At 63.7% G+C, this 17,284-nt stretch carries 18 protein-coding genes; 12 read left to right on the forward strand and 6 right to left on the reverse strand.

Going from position 1 to position 17,284, the window contains the following annotated elements; genetic code table 11:
- Positions 1 to 7 precede the first annotated feature (7 nt).
- Entirely contained in the window at positions 8 to 724 is a 717-nt protein-coding gene (locus MacB4_RS08595) for a lysophospholipid acyltransferase family protein (RefSeq protein ID WP_206863444.1), read from the reverse strand.
- A complete protein-coding gene (locus MacB4_RS08600; RefSeq protein ID WP_206863445.1) occupies positions 721 to 2,067 on the reverse strand; it encodes a hemolysin family protein in 1,347 nt (448 codons plus the stop codon). The genes MacB4_RS08595 and MacB4_RS08600 overlap by 4 nt, the downstream gene beginning before the upstream one ends.
- 77 nt (positions 2,068 to 2,144) lie before the next feature.
- On the opposite strand from MacB4_RS08600, the gene MacB4_RS08605 reads away from it, so the two are divergent.
- The 6 genes from MacB4_RS08605 to MacB4_RS08630 all read left to right on the forward strand — a co-directional run bounded on the left by MacB4_RS08605 (position 2,145) and on the right by MacB4_RS08630 (position 8,867).
- A complete protein-coding gene (locus MacB4_RS08605; protein WP_206863446.1) occupies positions 2,145 to 3,545 on the forward strand; it encodes a folylpolyglutamate synthase/dihydrofolate synthase family protein in 1,401 nt (466 codons plus the stop codon).
- Entirely contained in the window at positions 3,520 to 4,236 is a 717-nt protein-coding gene (locus MacB4_RS08610) for an HAD-IA family hydrolase (RefSeq protein ID WP_206863447.1), read from the forward strand. Before MacB4_RS08605 ends, MacB4_RS08610 begins: the two co-directional genes overlap by 26 nt.
- A 45-nt stretch (positions 4,237 to 4,281) precedes the next feature.
- A complete protein-coding gene (locus MacB4_RS08615) occupies positions 4,282 to 4,971 on the forward strand; it encodes a succinate dehydrogenase cytochrome b subunit (RefSeq protein ID WP_242529204.1) in 690 nt (229 codons plus the stop codon).
- Positions 4,972 to 4,999: 28 nt separating this feature from the next.
- Positions 5,000 to 6,916: a fumarate reductase/succinate dehydrogenase flavoprotein subunit gene (locus tag MacB4_RS08620; protein ID WP_206863448.1), complete on the forward strand. Its 1,917-nt coding sequence runs from the start codon at positions 5,000 to 5,002 to the stop codon at positions 6,914 to 6,916.
- Positions 6,917 to 7,693: a succinate dehydrogenase/fumarate reductase iron-sulfur subunit gene (locus MacB4_RS08625; RefSeq protein ID WP_206863449.1), complete on the forward strand. Its 777-nt coding sequence runs from the start codon at positions 6,917 to 6,919 to the stop codon at positions 7,691 to 7,693. It begins immediately after the preceding gene.
- 61 nt (positions 7,694 to 7,754) lie between these two features.
- Positions 7,755 to 8,867 (forward strand): bile acid:sodium symporter family protein, encoded by a 1,113-nt coding sequence (locus tag MacB4_RS08630; RefSeq protein ID WP_206863450.1) that lies wholly within the window; start codon positions 7,755 to 7,757, stop codon positions 8,865 to 8,867.
- On the opposite strand, the gene pstB is transcribed toward MacB4_RS08630, so the two are convergent.
- The 4 genes from pstB to pstS all read right to left on the reverse strand — a co-directional run bounded on the left by pstB (position 8,848) and on the right by pstS (position 12,722).
- On the reverse strand, positions 8,848 to 9,669 hold the full coding sequence (pstB, locus tag MacB4_RS08635) for a phosphate ABC transporter ATP-binding protein PstB (RefSeq protein ID WP_206863451.1): 822 nt from the start codon (positions 9,667 to 9,669) through the stop codon (positions 8,848 to 8,850). The genes MacB4_RS08630 and pstB overlap by 20 nt on opposite strands.
- Entirely contained in the window at positions 9,666 to 10,577 is a 912-nt protein-coding gene (gene pstA, locus MacB4_RS08640; RefSeq protein WP_242529205.1) for a phosphate ABC transporter permease PstA, read from the reverse strand. The genes pstB and pstA overlap by 4 nt, the downstream gene beginning before the upstream one ends.
- Positions 10,574 to 11,590, reverse strand: a complete 1,017-nt coding sequence (gene pstC / locus MacB4_RS08645) for a phosphate ABC transporter permease subunit PstC (protein ID WP_206863452.1) — start codon at positions 11,588 to 11,590, stop codon at positions 10,574 to 10,576. The genes pstA and pstC overlap by 4 nt, the downstream gene beginning before the upstream one ends.
- 100 nt (positions 11,591 to 11,690) lie before the next feature.
- Entirely contained in the window at positions 11,691 to 12,722 is a 1,032-nt protein-coding gene (pstS, locus tag MacB4_RS08650; protein WP_206863453.1) for a phosphate ABC transporter substrate-binding protein PstS, read from the reverse strand.
- Here pstS and MacB4_RS11335 point away from each other — a divergent pair.
- The 6 genes from MacB4_RS11335 to MacB4_RS08675 all read left to right on the forward strand — a co-directional run bounded on the left by MacB4_RS11335 (position 12,721) and on the right by MacB4_RS08675 (position 17,279).
- Positions 12,721 to 12,849: a hypothetical protein gene (locus tag MacB4_RS11335; RefSeq protein WP_255551655.1), complete on the forward strand. Its 129-nt coding sequence runs from the start codon at positions 12,721 to 12,723 to the stop codon at positions 12,847 to 12,849. The two genes, pstS and MacB4_RS11335, sit on opposite strands and share 2 nt — an antisense overlap.
- 56 nt (positions 12,850 to 12,905) lie before the next feature.
- On the forward strand, positions 12,906 to 13,196 hold the full coding sequence (locus tag MacB4_RS08655; protein ID WP_206863454.1) for a hypothetical protein: 291 nt from the start codon (positions 12,906 to 12,908) through the stop codon (positions 13,194 to 13,196).
- 27 nt (positions 13,197 to 13,223) lie between these two features.
- Positions 13,224 to 14,108 carry a polyprenyl synthetase family protein gene (locus MacB4_RS08660; RefSeq protein WP_206863455.1) on the forward strand — a complete coding sequence of 295 codons (885 nt, stop codon included), beginning with the start codon at positions 13,224 to 13,226 and terminating at the stop codon, positions 14,106 to 14,108.
- Positions 14,109 to 14,183: 75 nt separating this feature from the next.
- A complete protein-coding gene (gene shc / locus MacB4_RS08665; RefSeq protein WP_206863456.1) occupies positions 14,184 to 16,247 on the forward strand; it encodes a squalene--hopene cyclase in 2,064 nt (687 codons plus the stop codon).
- Positions 16,244 to 16,963: a nucleoside phosphorylase gene (locus tag MacB4_RS08670; protein ID WP_206863457.1), complete on the forward strand. Its 720-nt coding sequence runs from the start codon at positions 16,244 to 16,246 to the stop codon at positions 16,961 to 16,963. Before shc ends, MacB4_RS08670 begins: the two co-directional genes overlap by 4 nt.
- Positions 16,953 to 17,279: an iron-sulfur cluster assembly accessory protein gene (locus tag MacB4_RS08675; protein ID WP_206863458.1), complete on the forward strand. Its 327-nt coding sequence runs from the start codon at positions 16,953 to 16,955 to the stop codon at positions 17,277 to 17,279. The genes MacB4_RS08670 and MacB4_RS08675 overlap by 11 nt, the downstream gene beginning before the upstream one ends.
- Positions 17,280 to 17,284 lie beyond the last annotated feature (5 nt).

A 17,284-nucleotide genomic window follows, 5' to 3' on the forward strand; every position in this document is an offset into this window, starting at 1 on the left:
CCTTCTTTCAGGATTGGGTGTCCGGGCGGAGCGCTTCTTCCAGGGCATCCCGGCAGGCCGCGAGCTCGGAGGGAGAGTCGTCTCTCGGGGGAGTGATCAGGCTCCCCACATGGATGGTGCATCGGGAGAACGGGTAAGGAATCTGAAAGCGATCCCAGCTTCGCAGCTCCCACTTTCGGGAGAAGCGGCAAGTGATGGGAAGGACGGGGCGTTGGAGCAGCTGGGCGACCTGCAGGACCCCGTCTTGCAGCTGGTAGCGGGGCCCGCGTGGGCCATCCGGCGTCACCGCGATGTCTCGTCCTTCCCGTCCCAGCCGAAGGATCGTCCGAAACCCGAGGCTTCCTCGCCGCGAAGATGAGCCTCGGGCCGCTTCGAATCCGAACTGGGCGAGCAGCCGGGCCAGAACCTCGCCGTCGTTGCTGGCGCTGACCAGTGCCACAAGCTTGCGTCCGGGAAGGTGGCGAGAGTAGAGCGCCGGCATGACCAGGAGCCGGTTGTGCCAAAATGCGAAGATCAGAGGCTCTCGCGGGGGACGGCTCACGATCCCCTGGGGGTCTTCGATGGTCGGACGCAGCGTCCCGGTCAAGCGGCGGATCAGGAGAGCCCCAAGTACCGGAGAGAGGTTCCTGCGGAGAGAGCGGCGGCGGGCCGTGAACCAAGCGCCCAGATCTTGCCGCCCGGGGGGTGCGGACCGGGTGCGGTTTGATTCGCGGTCCGAGCTCATGCCGATTCGTCGGTCGCTTCCGGAAATTCTTCCTTGAGCCGTTCGATGCGAACCCGCCGGAATTTCTGGGGGAGCACATCTTCGGCAACCAAGAGGAAGCCGTTGACACGGAGGGTTTCGAATCGTCTCGGCTGCCGGCCCCATTGGGCCAGGCACCATTGGGAGACGGTCTGGGTCGTCTCGGTGGGCAGCGGCCAATTGGTTTCGATGGCAAGATCGCGCAAAGGCAGATCCCCGTCGACCGTCGCCGAGTCCTGGGTCAGCTCGTAGATCGGGCTCTTTTCGATGTCGAACTCGTCCCGGATGTCGCCAACGAGCTCTTCGAGGACGTCCTCAAAGGTCACCAGGCCCAGCATGCGGTTGCCGGCGTCCGTCACGATCGCCATATGCGTCCGCGCCTTGCGGAACTCTTCGAGCATCGCGGGCAAGAGAATGCTCGGCGAGAACAAAAGGGCCGGACGAAGGATCGAGGCCAGGGTGGTCTGCTTGCCCAAGGCGATGTATTGCCAAAGAAGCTCCTGCAAGAGGATGATTCCAACGACCTGGTGCTCATTCTCCCCGCATACGGGGAATCGGCTGTAGCCCGAGCTTTGCGCAATGCGGATCGTCGCCTCGATCGGGGCATCCCGCCAGAGGAGGACCGCGCGCTCCCGCGGAACCATGACATGCTCGGCTCGGGTTTGACGCAAGCGAAGCGCCTTGACCATGATCTTGTTGATCAGCTCGTCGAAAGGATGAGCGTGCGGAGAGTGGATGAGGATCTGCTGGAGCTCCTCGCGGCTGAGCGAAGGGCCACCGCCTTGGGGCTGGGGGAGGGCGAAGCCGAGCAGCCGAAGAAGACGGTCGGCGGTCTCGTGCAGGATCCAGACAAAGGGAAAGAAGAGGTAATAGAAGGCGACCAGCGGTGGGCTGAGCAGAAGGACGATCTTTTGCGAGTACTGAAGGGCGAGAAACTTGGGGGCGAGCTCGCCGAGTGCGATGCAGACGAAGGTGATCAGGCTAAAGCCGAGGATCGAGGCGACCGAGCTGAGATAGGGACCCTTCGGCAAGCCGATCGAGAGAAGCAGCGGGTGGATGCAGTCGACCATGATCGGTTGCCCCGCCCATCCGAGGCCGATGCTGGCCAGGGAGACCCCGATCTGGATAGCGGGAAGAAAGCGATCGGGTTCGCGAACCATCCGCAAGGCGAGGGGAAGCCTCCAGTCGGAGCTCTTCAACAAGGGCTTCAGCTGGGTGACGCGGACCTTGACGATCGCGAATTCGATGGCGACGAAAAACGCGTTGGCTGCCACCAACAGCGGCAGCAAGAGGGCCCTCCACCCGGAATCTGCCCCTGTATCCATTCTCCGTTCGACTTTCCGTTTGCTGAAAGTTGCGCCTTGCCCGAATTCCCTTGGGTAAAAAAAATCTTTCCCCTTAAATGGAGCCTGGACGCTTCCTCATGAATCCTGCGGCCTCACCCTGCTCTGGTCGTCCACGAGGCCCGTCAGAGGAGGAGGCGTACCGGGAGGCGCTCGCCTTTCTCGGCCGATGCCGCCGATGGGGCATGAAGCTCGGGCTCGAGAAGATGGAGCTTCTGGCCCGAGCCGTAGGATCGCCGCAGGACGGCTTGCATTTTCTTCATATCGCCGGCACCAACGGCAAGGGATCGACGGCCTCCTTCCTGGCCTCCGCTCTCCGTTCCGCCGGCTACCGTGTCGGTCTCTATACTTCGCCCCATCTTTGCACTGTCCGTGAGAGAATCCAGATCGATGGGGCCATCGCTTCGCAAAGTCAGTTTACGCGTTGGATCCGGAGGGTTCAAGTGGCAATCCGAAACCTGGAACAGACCCAGCCCGGCTTTGCTCCGACCTTCTTCGAGGTCCTGACGGCGGCGGCTCTGCTCGCCTTTCGGCAGGAGGAGGTGGACTGGGTCGTCTGGGAAACGGGCCTGGGAGGAAGGCTCGATGCGACCAACATCGTCCGCCCGGAGGCCTGCGTCATCACCACGATCGCCCTCGAGCATACCCGGCACCTCGGCTGCTCCTTGTCCGAGATTGCTCAAGAAAAGGCGGGCATTCTCAAGCCGGGAGTCCCTGCCGTGATCGGGGTCTGCCCGGGGGAAGCTCGGCAGGCGATTGAGGAGCGGGCGCTCCAGGTAGGGAGCCCGCTCCGGGAAATCGGAGCGATGGCCGTGGAGCCTGGCGGGGAAGAAGGGCCTTGCCAGCGGGTGCGGATCGAGGGGCAGCGGCTCGTCCTCGGGCTCCTGGGCCACCATCAGCTGCACAATGCGGCCTGCGCCTACGCGGTGCTCCGGTTGCCTCTTTTTTCCGGAAGGGCACTGCCGCAGAAATCGATTCGTGCGGGCTTCCGGGCGGTGTCCTGGCCGGGCCGGTTCCAGGTATGGAAGAGGAATCCTCTCTGGATCCTGGACGGAGCCCACAACCCTCAGGCGGCTGAGGCCCTCGTCCACGCTTGGCGAACCGGCTTCGGGCAACGACCCTATCACCTGGTTTTTGGGGTCTTGGCAGACAAAGACTTTAGGGCGATGGCCGGCATTCTCTCCCGGCAAGCTTGCCGAGTCAGCCTGGTCAAGCTCTCTGCCGAACGCGGGCTCGATCCCGGTCGCCTCGCCGGATGCTTCCCCGCGTTGCCGTGCGAAGCCTACGGCTCGTGGGAAGAGGCGAGGCGGGAGTTGGCCAAGGTTCCGGGCCCCGTGCTGGTGACTGGCTCTCTCTTCCTGATCGGAGAGGTGCTGGCTGGTCATGGCGGTTTCGACCCCGATCTCGAATCCAATGAGCGGATCGAGCCTTCGCATGCCCATTCGCATGGTTCTTTTTGATCTGGTCGGCACACTCCTTGTGCCGGCGGTTCCCGTGGGGGAGACCTACGCGGCGGCGGCCGTGCGGCATGGGTTCCCAGTCGATGCCGCGGTTGTGACGGAGAACTTTCATCGGGCCCTGGCTCGCCGCCGGTATCGGCCTCGGGCGACCGTTCCCTCGGATGGGGAGGACCGCGCCTATTGGCGCGAAGTGGTCCGGGAGAGCCTCGCGCTGGTGCCCGGCACCTTGCCGGAGAGAGAGAAGCAGGTGACCGAGGAGCTCTACGCGCACTATGGGCGCGGCGCGGCCTGGAGGCTCTATCCGGAGGTTCGCGTCGTTCTCGCTGCTTTGCGGAGCTCAGGAAGGCCGCTGGGGGTTCTTTCGAATTGGGATCGGCGAGCGAGGCGGGTGCTGGCCGATCTGGGGCTGATCGACTCGTTCTCAGCCCTCTTCTTGAGTGCCGAGCTGGGTGCGGCCAAGCCCGATCCATACCTCTACCGCCTGGTGGCCGAGCGGCTGGGACTCCCGCCGGTGACCATCCTTCTGGTCGGCGACGATCCGGAGAACGACGGTACCGCCGCAAAAGCGTGCGGTTTCTCGACCTGGGTCTTCCGGCGGCCGGCGGCCGGCCTGGAAGGATTGCCCTGCCTCTTGGCGAGCGGTTCGCTTGGGGGACCCAGCCTGCGAACATCGGGCGCCGGACGCGCATAAGATCTCTTTGCGTTTTTCCTCGCGCTGTGCGATAGGAGAGCCCCGGTGACGGAGCGGACGAGCGTCTCGACGATCGGCCTGAAGGTCCTCATGGGGGCGACGGGCCTGATCCTGGTCGGCTATGTCTGCCTGCACATGCTGGGAAACTGGCAGATCTTTCTTCCCGCGGTCTACATCAACCAGTATGCCTATCTTCTCAAATCGGTTCCCCTCGTTCTCTGGACCGTGCGGTTGGTACTCCTGGGTTCGTTCGTCATCCATATCTGGTGCGCGGTCCGGTTGGCCCAGCTCCGCCGAGAGGCGCGACCAGCCCCTTACGACCAGCGGAAGCCCAATGGCGCGAGCTGGGAGTCCCGTTCGATGCTGCTGACCGGGATCGGGCTCGGTCTCTTTGTGATATTCCACCTCTACCATTTTACCTGGCACTTCCCGCCCTTTTCCGCGTTCGAGAGCTTCACCGCCCATCTTTCGGAAACAAGGCGCTCCGTTCCCGACGTGCACCGCATGATGATCGAAGGGTTGAGGACTCCTTGGGTGGCGGGAGTCTATCTTCTTGGGATGGGATGCCTCTTCTTTCATGTCCGCCACGGGATTGATGGGATCTTCAGCTCATTTGGGTTGGTCAACCGGCGGAGCTTCCCCTGGGAACGGTGGCTTGCCCACGCCCTGGGCTGGGTCTTTTTTGTCGGCTTTTCCGTCATCCCGGTGGCCATCGTCCTGAGGTGGATCCGGTGAGTGCTGGCGGGAGAAGCGAGGGACACGGATGAACGCCCCCGATGCCCGGATCCCCGATGGACCGCTCGAGCGAAAGTGGCAGCGATGCCGTGATGGGCTCTCCTTGGTTTCTCCTGCCAACAAGCGGCGGATGCGGGTGATCGTGGTCGGGACCGGGCTGGCGGGTTCCTCGGCGGCGGCAGCGCTCGGCGAGCTCGGGTACGCGGTCGACTGCTTTTGCATTCAAGACAGCCCTCGGAGAGCCCACAGCGTGGCCGCGCAAGGGGGAATCAACGCCGCCAAAAACTATCGGAATGATGGAGACTCGGTCTTCCGCCTCTTCCAGGAGACGATCAAAGGGGGAGACTTCCGGGCCCGCGAGGCCAACGTCTATCGCCTGGCCGAGCTGAGCGCCCGGATCATCGATCAGTGTGCGGCCCAAGGGGTGCCTTTTGCCCGGGAGTATGGCGGCATGCTGGCCAACCGTTCCTTTGGGGGGGTGCAGGTCTCCCGGACCTTCTATGCCCGAGGGGCGACCGGGCAGCAGCTCCTGCTGGGCGCCTACGGCGCCCTCAACCGGCAGATCGCATTGGGTCAGGTGCGGATGCACTCGCGGGCGGAAATGCTCGATCTGGTCGTGAGTGAGGGCCGCGCCCAGGGGGTGATCGTCCGGGACCTGGTGAGTGGCCGGATCTTCGCCTGTGCGGGCGATGCGGTCGTCCTGGCGACGGGCGGTTACGGGAATGTCTTCCATCTCTCGACCAACGGGCGGATGTCCAATGCGACCGCGATTTGGCGGGCCTACAAGCAAGGAGCTGGCTTTGCCAACCCTTGCTTCACCCAGATTCATCCGACCTGCATTCCGCCCGCGGGAGGCTCCCAGTCGAAGCTCACCCTGATGTCGGAGTCCCTGCGGAATGACGGAAGGGTCTGGGTCCCGAAAAGCCCGGGCGATCCGCGGCCGCCGGATCAGATTCCGGAATCGGAGCGCGACTATTTTCTCGAACGTCTCTACCCCAGCTTCGGGAACCTCGTTCCTCGTGACATTGCCAGCCGGGCCCTCAAGCGAATGTGCGACGAGGGTCGTGGCGTCGGTCCCCATGGGCTGGGCGTCTACCTCGATCTCCGCGATGCCCTGCAGCGGCTTGGGCCCGAGGCGATCCGGGAGCGATACGGAAATCTCATCGACATGTATCGCCAAGTCACCGGAGAAAGCCCGCTCGCTCAGCCGATGCGGATCTATCCCGCGATTCACTACGTGATGGGCGGACTCTGGGTCGATTATCATCTCATGTCGACCATCCCGGGGCTCTTTGTCCTCGGCGAGGCCAACTTCTCGGATCATGGGGCGAACCGCTTGGGGGCGAGTGCCCTGATGCAGGGCCTCGCCGACGGATACTTCGTGCTGCCTTCTACGATCGGCGACTACCTCTCGCGCAAGAAGGATCCTTGCCTGCCCTGGGAAGCGGCTCCTTTCCGAGACGGCATTCGGAGGGCGGAGGCGCGGGTGGGGAAACTCCTTGCGCTGCGTGGATCGAAGATCCCCGCCGACTACCACAAGGAGCTTGGCGTGCTGCTTTGGGAGCATTGCGGTATGGCGCGGAACGCGGCTGGCCTCCGGTTGGCGGCCGCAAAGATCCGGGATCTCCGGGAATCCTTCTGGGCGAATGCCCAGCTCGTCGGAAGGGCAGACGGGTACAATCAGGCGCTGGAGCAGGCGGGGCGAGTCGCCGATTTCCTGGAGCTGGGAGAGCTGCTCTGCCTCGATGCGCTCGCGCGGGAAGAGTCGTGCGGCTGTCACTTTCGGGAAGAGCATCAGACGGCGGAGGGAGAATGCCTGCGGGATGATTCCCGTTTCGCTCATGTCGCGCTCTGGTTCTTTCGAGGCGAGGGGGAGGCTCCCGAGCGGGCGGTCGAGCCTCTCCGGTTCGAAAGCCTCGAGCCGGTCGCAAGGAGCTACCGGTAGGTGAAGATCATCCTGCGCATCTGGAAGCAGCCTTCCCCCAACGAGCGGGGAGCCTTCGTCGAGTACGTTCGGGAGAACGTTCGCCCCGACCAGTCCTTCCTGGAAATGCTCGACGAGCTCAATCACGATCTGGAGAGGGGAGGAAGCGATCCGGTGGCCTTCGAGCATGATTGCCGCGAGGGAATTTGCGGGAGCTGCTCGCTCGTGATTGACGGGCGACCCCATGGACCCGGGAAGGAGACGACGACCTGCCAGATCTACATGAGGAGCTTTTCGGACGGGGCCCGAATCACCGTGGAACCCTTCCGCAGCAAGGCTTTTCCGGTGATCCGGGACCTTGTGGTCGATCGGAGCGCCTTCGACCGGATCCTGCAAGCGGGGGGGTACATTTCCGTCGGGACCGGGCAGGCTCCAGAAGCAAACAGCTTGCCCGTCGCTCATGACGTGGCGGAGGAAGCATTCGATGCTGCGCATTGCATCGGCTGCGGCGCCTGCGTCGCGACCTGCATGAACAGCTCCGCCGTCCTCTTTGTCGGAGCAAAGGTGAGGCACTTGGGGCTTCTCCCCCAGGGGAAGATCGAGGAGGATGCGCGGGTGCTGCGGATGGTGCGGGCGATGGATGAGGAAGGCTTTGGCGGATGCAGCTTCACGCGGTCCTGCGAGGCTGTCTGTCCGAAGGCCATTTCGGTCGAAGTCATCTCCGCACTCAATCGGGCCTACTGCTCTGCGCGCGCGAAGGAGCTCCTGGGCTGGATCCAGCCGAGCAGCCAAGCTTGACCCTCGCGGCCGTTGGTTGCCGCGTTTTGGAGCCGTGCTCCCCAGGAAGGAAAGCGACGTCATGGAAAAAAACGAGGGATCTTCCCCTCAGCGAATCGGGTTCTGTCTCGACTGGCTCCACCGCCGCTTCTTTTGGGCATTGCTTGCCGCGCATGGGCTGGCGGCGATCGCGCCGGGCTTGGGTCAGCGCGCGCGCAGCCTTACATTCGGGTCGTTTTCGATTCTGGGAGAGCCCTTCGCAATCTCCCTGCCGGTCGTCCTTCTGTTCCTGCTGCTCTGGAACGGGGGGCTCGGAGTGCCGGGAGGCAAGCTTGGGGAGCTTTTCCGCAATCTTCGCGCCCTGGTTCCCGGCCTTCTGGTCAATTTCCTGATCCCGCTGCTCTTTCTCGCCGGCCTGCGTGCCGCCCTGAGGCAGTGGCATAATTCAGAAGAAGTGGAAAGCCTCGTGATGGGGCTCGGTCTTGTGGTGGCCATGCCCATCGCGGGGGCTTCGGCCGCCTGGTGCCAGAATGCGGGCGGAGACATGGCCCTTTCCTTGGGCCTGGTGCTCGGCTCCACGGTGCTGAGCCCTTTTGTGGGCTCTCTCTCCCTCCATGCCGTAGCCGCGATGGTGGGAGGCGACTACGCGGAAGATCTCCACGAGATGGCCGGGCGCGGAATGGGGGTCTTCCTTTTCCTCTGCGTCGTCCTGCCCTCCCTGCTCGGGATTGTGGCGCGGCGCAAGGCAGGAGAAGCGCTTTTCGCGCGGATCCGCCCGGCCCTGCGGCCCGCCAACGAGCTGATTCTCCTCTGGCTGATCTACATGAATGCCTCGGTCTCCCTGCCGTACGCCTTCGGCCATTTCGACCCCGATTTTCTGGCGATGCTCCTCCTTGGCTCCGGTCTCCTCTGCCTGCTCCGCTTTCAGTGCGGGGAGTGGCTGGGACGGCTTCTGCGGACCTCGGCCCCCGAGAGGACCGCACTCGTCTACGGCCTCGGCATGAACAACAACGGTGGCGGATTGACCTTGGCGACCGTCGCGATTCCCGACCACCCGCTGGCGATCCTTCCGATCGTCTTCTATACACTCCTGCAACAGGTCACCGCTGCCTGGTACTACAGCTATCGGATCCCTCGTCGCAAGGAGCCGCGAGCCCCCGGCTCGGAAATCGATGCTACTCGAAGCGACCGGTGAGGTAATCCTCCGTCTGCTTCCGGCTCGGATTGGTAAAGAGCTTCTTGGTCGATTCGAACTCGATCAGCTTTCCCTCGAGGAAGAATGCGGTGAAGTCGGCTGTCCGTCCGGCCTCCTGCAAGTTGTGGGTCACCAGCACGATCGAATAGTGCTCCCGGAGATCCCGGATGAGCGACTCGATCTGGGCCGTGGCGATCGGATCGAGGGCAGAGCAGGGCTCGTCCATGAGAAGAACTTCGGGGCGGACGGCCAGGGCTCTGGCGATGCAAAGCCGCTGCTGCTGGCCCCCGGAGAGCTCGGTTCCCGGCGCATGGAGCCGGTCCCTGACCTCGTTCCAGAGCGCCGCCATTCGGAGCGCTTCTTCGAGCCGCTCTTCGAGCAGCCCGCGGTTTCGCATGCCCGCGAGCCGGAGGCCGACCAGGACGTTTTCCTGGATGCTCATGGTGGGGAAGGGATTCGACTTCTGGAAGACCATGCCGACGCGGCGCCGCAGAAGGATCGGATCGATTTTCGTCTCGTAGATGTCTTCTCCGAAAAGGCGGATCTTTCCTTGCACGCGTACTCCTGGCGTGAATTCATGCATCCGATTGAGCGCCCGCAAGAAAGTGCTCTTCCCACAACCGCTGGGGCCAATGATTCCCGTCACATGGCGGGCCGGGATTTCCAGCGAAATGCCGTGGAGCACGGCACGATTCCCGAACCAGACGCGCAGGTCCTCGATTTGGAAGGCGGGACGGCTCTTCTGCGGCGGGGTTCCCCCGTTGGGCGTCGTTCGCTTGGGATCGGAGGCGCTGCTGGTCATTCCGGATTCCCCCGGGAGAGCAGACGAAGCGCCAGATTCATGAGAAAGACCAGAGCGAGCAAAACCAGGGCTCCCGCCCAGGCTTGCCGGTGCCAGTCCGGATAGGGGGAGATGGCATAGGAGAAGATTTGGAGAGGGAGAGCGGCCATCGGTTCTTGCAAGCGGGCGGCCCAGATGCGGTTACCGAAGGCGGTGAAGAGGAGAGGGGCCGTCTCGCCCGCCACGCGGGCCGCGGAAAGCAGAACGCCCGTGACGATCCCCCGTCGGGCGGTCGCAAGCACGATGTGAAGGATGACCTGGCTCCTCCGGAGGCCGAGTGCGAGCCCCGCCTCGCGGTAGGCGGGAGGAACGAGTCGGAGGACATCTTCTGTCGTTCGCAAGATCAAGGGGATCATGATGAAGGAGAGAGCCAGACCGCCGGCAAGCCCCGAGAAGGTCTTCATGCGGAGAACCACCCAAGAGTAGACGACAATCCCCCAGATGATCGAAGGAACACCGTTGAGCACGTCCGCCGTGAAGCGGATGGCCGCACGAAGCCGCGGCTCCTTGTGCTCGTAGAGGAAGACCCCTCCGAGCACTCCGATCGGGGCTCCGATTACGGTCGCGATCGCGACCAGGATGCAGCTTCCGACGATGGCGTTCGCCATTCCGCCTCCGGTCTCTCCTACGGGCTTCGGGAGCTGCGTGAGGAAATCCCAGGTGAGCGAAGATCCTCCGGAAGAGAGAAGGAAGACGAAGACGAGAAGAAGCGGGCTGATGACGACGACGGCGGCAAGGAGCGAAAGGAGCTGGAAGAAGCGATCGAGGATCTTTCGGACCCGAAATCGGCGGGCGGCCGCCCGCTCTTCGCTGGACGCTCGCTTTTCCCGGCTCCGCTCCAGACCGGGGCCGCTCCCCGATGCGCTCACCGGTCTCCCTCCATCGATGGGGCGCGCAGGGTCCGAGGGGCAAAAAAGAAGGGTACATTATGGATCAAGAGACGGGCGAGGAAGTTGACGACCAGGGTCACGGCGACCAGGGTCAAGCCGATTTCGAAGAGTGCGGCGAGATGCTCCTCGGAAGTGGCCTCGGCAAATTCGTTGACCAGGACGCTCGCCAGCGTGTAGCCGGGGGAGAAAAGGGAGAGCAGGATCTCCGGCCGGTTCCCGATCACCATGGTGACCGCCATCGTCTCTCCCAGGGCTCGGCCCAGGCCGAGAACCCCGGCGCCGACCAGGGCGCTCCGGACATAGGGAAGGACGGCGACGCGGATCACTTCCCATCGGGTGGCGCCCAACGCCCAAGCCGCCTCGCGCAGCAAGGGTGGCACCGCTTGCAGGATTTCGATGGCCAGGGAGGTGATGATTGGCGTGATCATCATTGCGATGATCAAGGCACCCGCCAGGAGGCTCACCCCGTAGATCGGTCCCTGGAAGAGGGGAATCCAGCCGAACACCCGCTGCAGGAATGGGAACGCGGCCTGCCGCAGCCAGGGCACCATCTCGAACATGGCCCAGAGTCCCCAGACGACGCTCGGGACAGCGGCCATGAGGTCGACAAGCACCCGGACTGGGCGGCGAATCCAGAACGGAGCAAATTCCGTCATGGAGAGAGCCGTGGCGACCGACAAAGGGAAGGCGAGGAGCAGCGCGATAAAGGAGGAGACGAAGGTTCCGTACAGGAACGGGAGGGCTCCGAACTGGCCCGCCACCGGATCCCAATGAGATCCGGTGAGAAATCCTGCGCCGGAGCGGCTCAGCGCCTTCTCGGCTCCCCGATAGAGCTCCCATCCGAGCAGGCCGGCCAGAGCGAATACGGAGAGTCCCGCTCCCGCGATCAGGAGCCCGAACCCCCTGTCCAGGATGCGCCCGAAGCCAACGGAAACCGTCAGCGACCCCGCGCCGGGCGCGGTCGAAGTCGGATCGCTCGGGTGATCGCTCACGGCATGCTCTCGCTGCGTTCGAAGAGGGCGGAACACTCCCGCCCGCCTTCTTCTCCTGCGTCGGGTGTTGATCTGGTGTGCTTCATTCCAAGGCGTCTTCTTACCGAATCTCGGGCAAGGATGCCAGCACCCGTTCCCGGAGGCGAGGCGGGAGGGGGGCGTAGTCGAGGGAAGAGGCCAGAGCCTGACCGTCGGTGAGGCACCAGCGCACGAAGGAGAGCAGCTTTTGCGCCTTTCGGCGGTCGGGCGGCTTTTCGTAGAGCAGCAGCCAGGTCAGTCCGGCAATGGGATAGGCTCCGGGGCCGTCGGCATTGGCAATCGAGATGCGGAAATCATCCCGATCGAGCGTGCTTGAGATCAGCGCTTGCGTCACCGACTCAGGCGAGGGGAGAACGAAGCTCCCGGAGGGGTTTTGAACGGCAGCGTAGGGGATCTGATTCTGCACGGCAAAGGCGAGCTCCAGATAGCCGACGGCACCGGGCAGCGAGCGGATCTGGCCTGCGACCCCTTCATTTCCTTTGGCTCCGATGCCCGTCGGCCATCGCACCGCCGTCCCCCGCCCAGCGATCCGGGACCATTCCGGGCTCACCTTCGAGAGGTAGTCGGTAAAGATATAGGTCGTGCCGCTTCCATCGGAGCGGTGAACGACGATCAGCGGCAGGGACGGGAGGCGGGTTTCCGGATTGATTCGCGCCAGCCGCGGATCGTTCCAGTCCTGGATCCGGCCGAGGAAGATTTCGGCGATGATCTCCGGGGTGAGGCGGAGCGGAGGAGAGCCGGGAAGATTGTAGGCGAGCACGTCTGCGCCGGCGATCATCGGGACGTGGAGGATCTTTCCGGGTGCGGCCTCCAGGAGGCTCCTGCGCATGGGGCTGTCCGAAGCCCCGAAGTCGACAGTCTGGTGGAGCAGTTGCTGCTGCCCGCCTCCGGATCCGATCGCCTGGTAGTTGAAGCGGACCGAGGGGTCGAGCCCCTCGTAGGCGGCAAACCATCGGGCATAGAGAGGATAGGGAAAGGAAGCGCCTGCGCCATTGATGAGGGGGGGAGTCTCGTCCCTCCGAGGAGCCAGCGAGAGCCAGACAAGCGCGAGCAGCAAGAGGAGGAAGACGCTCCAAGGGCCCGGAATCTTCATGCAAAAGACCGATTGGCGCCGATTCGATCCACTAGCTCAATTTGCCCATGCCCTGGAGGCGGCGTTCCTCCCTCTTCCCGGCCGACCCAGGAAGAGGGAGGCATCCTCTCCCGCTTTGGGCGATTGACCCTGAGCGGCCACTATGCCACAAGAGGAGGCAGCACTCCTTTTCGTCAAGGAAAAGTGGCGATCGAAAAGCAGATCCTCGTGGTGGTGGAAGCCGATCCATCCCGAAGCCATCGAGCAGCAGAGGGAGTTCGGGTGGCAGCGGGCCTGTCGATGCATCCGGAGATTCGCGTCACCGTGGTCCTGGGGCAGAGCGCCGCGCAATCTCGGCGGGAGAGATCGCCCCGGCCCGTCGACGAGGAAGCGTGGGAGAGGGCTCTTGCCGATCTCGCCGAAAATCAGGTCCCTCTTTTGGAGGAGGAGCCGCGCGGCGTTGCTTGGAACGGGGTGATTCGGTTCGCAGGCTAAGGCGGAAAACGAGAGGAGGGAAGCGGCTTGAACAACGATATCCTCGCCTATCTGGCGGAGCGGAGAAGAGTCATCGAGGTGGCATTGCGACGCTACTTGCCGCCGCCTTCCCAGAAGCCTCGATCGCTTCACGAGGCGATGGGACATAGCTTGTTCGCCGGGGGAAAACGCCTGCGGCCCATCCTCTGCCTGGCGGCTTGCGAAGCGGTGGGGGGGGACTACGCTCGGGCGCTCCCGCTCGCTTGTGCTGTGGAGTGCGTTCATACCTATTCGCTCATCCATGACGACCTTCCTGCGATGGACGACGACGATTGGAGAAGAGGGAAGCCGACCCTGCACAAGATCTACGGAGAGGCGATTGCCATCCTGGCGGGAGATGCGCTGCTCGCCCACGCCTTCGAGATCGCTTGCCGCTATCCGGGAGGAAAATACGGGACCGGGCTCGTGGTTGCCGAGCTCGCTCGCGCTTCCGGCAGCCGAGCCCTGGTGGGAGGGCAAGTCTCCGATTTGGAGGCCGAGGGCAAGGTCATTTCGGTGCGGGAGCTGCGGGCCATCCATTTGCGGAAGACGGGGGCGCTCATCACTGCGGCTCTGCGGCTGGGGGCCATGGCGGGCGAAGCGAATGGAGAATCGCTGCGCGCGGTTACCGAGTTCGGACGATTCCTTGGGCTTGCCTTCCAGGTGATTGATGACATCCTGGACCTTACGCAGACGCGGGAGACACTGGGGAAGAGCGCAGGCAAGGACCTTGCGGCGGAGAAGGCCACCTACCCCCGTCTGCTCGGGCTCGAGGGCGCCCAGCTTACGGCGGAGCGCTACACCGCGCGGGCTCACGGAGCGCTTGCTCCCTTGGGGAAGGGCGGAGCGATCCTCGATGTGCTGGCGCATCATCTCCTCTCTCGGGAGAACTGACCGTGGGGAGGAGGCGCAAGGGATCGGTTTTGGGTTGACGGCAACGGGCTTCGCGCGCTATCTGCCGACGTTCCTATGCGATCCGGAAAACTCTTTTCCCAACCAGCGGAAGGCGAGGCCAAGGCCAAGCCCGTCCTGGTGATCGAGGAGACCCTCGATGCCGAACAGAAGGTCAGGGCGGCGATTGCTCGAGCGCAGCGCTTTCTCCTCTCGACCCAAAAGCCCGATGGGCACTGGGTCGGGGAGCTCTTTGCGGACGTAACCCTGGCTTGTGACCGGATCCTGCTGATGCACTGGCTCGGCAAGGTCGACTATCGCAGGCAAGCCCGATTCGTGAAGCACATCCTCGATCGGCAGCTCCCCGACGGGGGATGGAACATCTACCCAGGGGGTCCCAGCGAGCTCAACGCGACGATCAAGTCCTATGTGGCGCTCAAGCTCGCGGGCTTTACCCCGGAAGATCCGGTGATGGAGAGGGCTCGCTCGACGATCCTGCGCCTGGGGGGAATCCCCAAGTCGATGACCTACACGAAGCTCGGCTTGGCGCTTCTGGGGATTTACCCCTGGCGCGACCTTCCGGTGATCCCTCCGGAGATCGTGCTCTTTCCCCCTTGGTTTCCCTTTCATCTCTACAAGATGTCGGCTTGGACCCGGACGATGCTCGTCCCGCTGGCGATCATCCATCACTTCAAGCCGACCCGGCAGCTGCCGGCCCACCTCCAACTCCACGAGCTCTTTCCGGCGGGCACGGAGCAAGAAGGTCTTTCCTGGATCTGGTCGACCAAGTTCTTTTCCAAAAGGAACTTTTTCTTGCTTTGCGACAAGCTGCTTCAGCTTTGGGACTGCTCACCCTGGAAGCCGTTGCGGCAACGCGCGTTGAAAAAGGCCGAGGAGTGGCTCGTGGAGCGGATGGGTGCCGGATCCGACGGGCTGGGAGCCATCTTCCCGGCGATGCACTATGCAATCGTGGCGCTCGCAGCGTTGGGCTACCCCGAGGAGAATCCGGTCTATCAGAAAGCGCTCCGGGACTTTGACGGCTTGCTCGTGGATGAGGGGGAGGATCGCGATTTTCGCGTCCAGCCCTGCCTCTCCCCAGTCTGGGACACAGCGGTCGCGGGCGTGGCCTTAGGAAAGTCGGGGCTGGCACCCGATCGGCCCGAGTTGCGCAAGGCGGCTGCCTGGCTGATGGAGCGGGAAATTCAGGTGCGAGGGGATTGGCATGTCAACAATCCCCACCCTGAATGCAGCGGCTGGGCCTTCGAATACAACAACGTCTATTACCCAGACGTCGACGACACGCTGATGGTGCTTCTCGCCCTCCTGCGCATCGAAACCGATGACCCGACGAAGAAGCAGAAAGTGATCGAGCGCGCCTTCCGCTGGGTGGTCAGCTTCCAGTGTCGGAACGGAGGGTGGGCTGCGTTCGATCGGGATGTCAACAGCCCTTGGCTCGAGGATGTCCCTTTCGCCGATCATAATGCGATCCTCGATCCTCCCTGCTCCGACATCACGGCTCGGGCACTCGAGCTCGCCGGAATGATGGGAATCAAGCGAACCGAGCCTTTCGTCCAGCGCGGAATCCGATTCCTCAAGGAGACCCAGGAGGCCGACGGCTCATGGTTTGGCCGATGGGGTGTCAATTATGTCTACGGGACTTGGCAGGCCCTGCGCGGGCTGCGAGCGATCGGAGAGGACATGAACCAGCAGTGGACCCTGCGGGCCCGGGACTGGCTGGAATCCTCTCAAAACGAGGATGGCGGATGGGGAGAGACGCCCGACTCCTACGAAAATCCGCAGCTCAAGGGTCGGGGGCCCAGCACGGCCTCCCAAACCGCGTGGGCCGTCATGGGAATCCTCGCCTGCGGCGAAATCGATCGGCCCAGCCTGCGTCGCGGAGTCGCCTATCTTCTGCGGAAGCAGGATCCGGACGGCTCTTGGCCAGAAGAGTTTCTCACCGGTACCGGCTTTCCCGGGGTCTTCTATCTGAAATACGACATGTACCGGAATGCCTGGCCTCTCCTTGCTCTTTCCGAGTATGCCAAAGCTCTCTCTCTGGCCAAGGAGCAGACCGAGGCTTGGGTTCGTGCGACCCTTTCCGTTGCGGTCCGCTCCCGCTCCAGCGCCAGCGGAATCGGATGATTGGAATCGCGTTCGCCGTCAAGCACGAGGCCAAGGAGTTTCTCGCGACTCTCCAGAGGAAGCGGTGGGAAAAGGAGGGGGCAACCCCGCTTTGCCTCGGCCAAGTGGGAGATCGGCGGGTCGCGGTTGCCATCATCGGGATGGGCCGGGAAAGGGCGGCAAGAGGTACCGAGCTGCTTTTGCGGCGCTGCTCCGTCCGCCTCTTGATTCTGGCCGGATATGCGGGCGCGCTTCGACCCGAGATCAAGCGAGGGCAGGTCGCGGTGGCTTCCAACTACCTGGATGCGGGATCGGCTCTCTGGTTTTCCGGGGGGGAGGTGCCGGAACTGCGGATCGCAACCGCCGATGTCGTCGTGGGCGATCCGGAGAGCCGGAGAAAGCTCGCGGAAGAAACCGGAGCGGATCTGGTCGACATGGAGACCGAAGCGGTGGCGGGTGTTGCCCGGTCGCGAGGGATCTCCTTTGTGAGCCTGCGGGTCGTCACCGATGATTTCGAGGATCGACTTCCGGTTGATGCGATCGCTGCGGCCTGGGAGAGCGAAAGCGGGACCGTTCGCCCGCTGCCCCTCACCCTCTATCTGGCCGCCCATCCCGGCGAGATTGCGCCGCTGATCCGTTTCGCCCGGTTCCTCCCGGAGGCTCGTCACCGGTTGACACGAAGAGTCTTGGAGCTAGTGTACAGCTTAGGAGGAAGCGGAGGGGCGAGTGCAATCTAGGCCTATTGAGATTACCCAAAGGGCGCGGGAGGAGATTCAGCGGTTGGCTCCGGCCCACGGGGCTTCCCACTTGCGGATCGCCGTGACGCGGGGCGGCTGCGCCGGATGGGAATACCAGATCGAGTTCACGGCGGCGCATCCAGGCGATATGGAGTGGCAGGAGGGCGACATTCGGGTCGCCGTCGACTGCGCGAGCCTCGATCGGCTAGCGGGTTCGATTCTCGATTATCAAGGAGGGCTTTCCGGAGCGGGATTTCGCTTTCGGAACCCCCATGCGCGGGGGACCTGCGGCTGCGGTACCTCCTTCGAGGCTTAGCGGAA

Source organism: Methylacidimicrobium sp. B4 (genome assembly GCF_017310545.1).
In the GTDB taxonomy this organism is placed as follows: Bacteria; Verrucomicrobiota; Verrucomicrobiia; order Methylacidiphilales; family Methylacidiphilaceae; genus Methylacidimicrobium.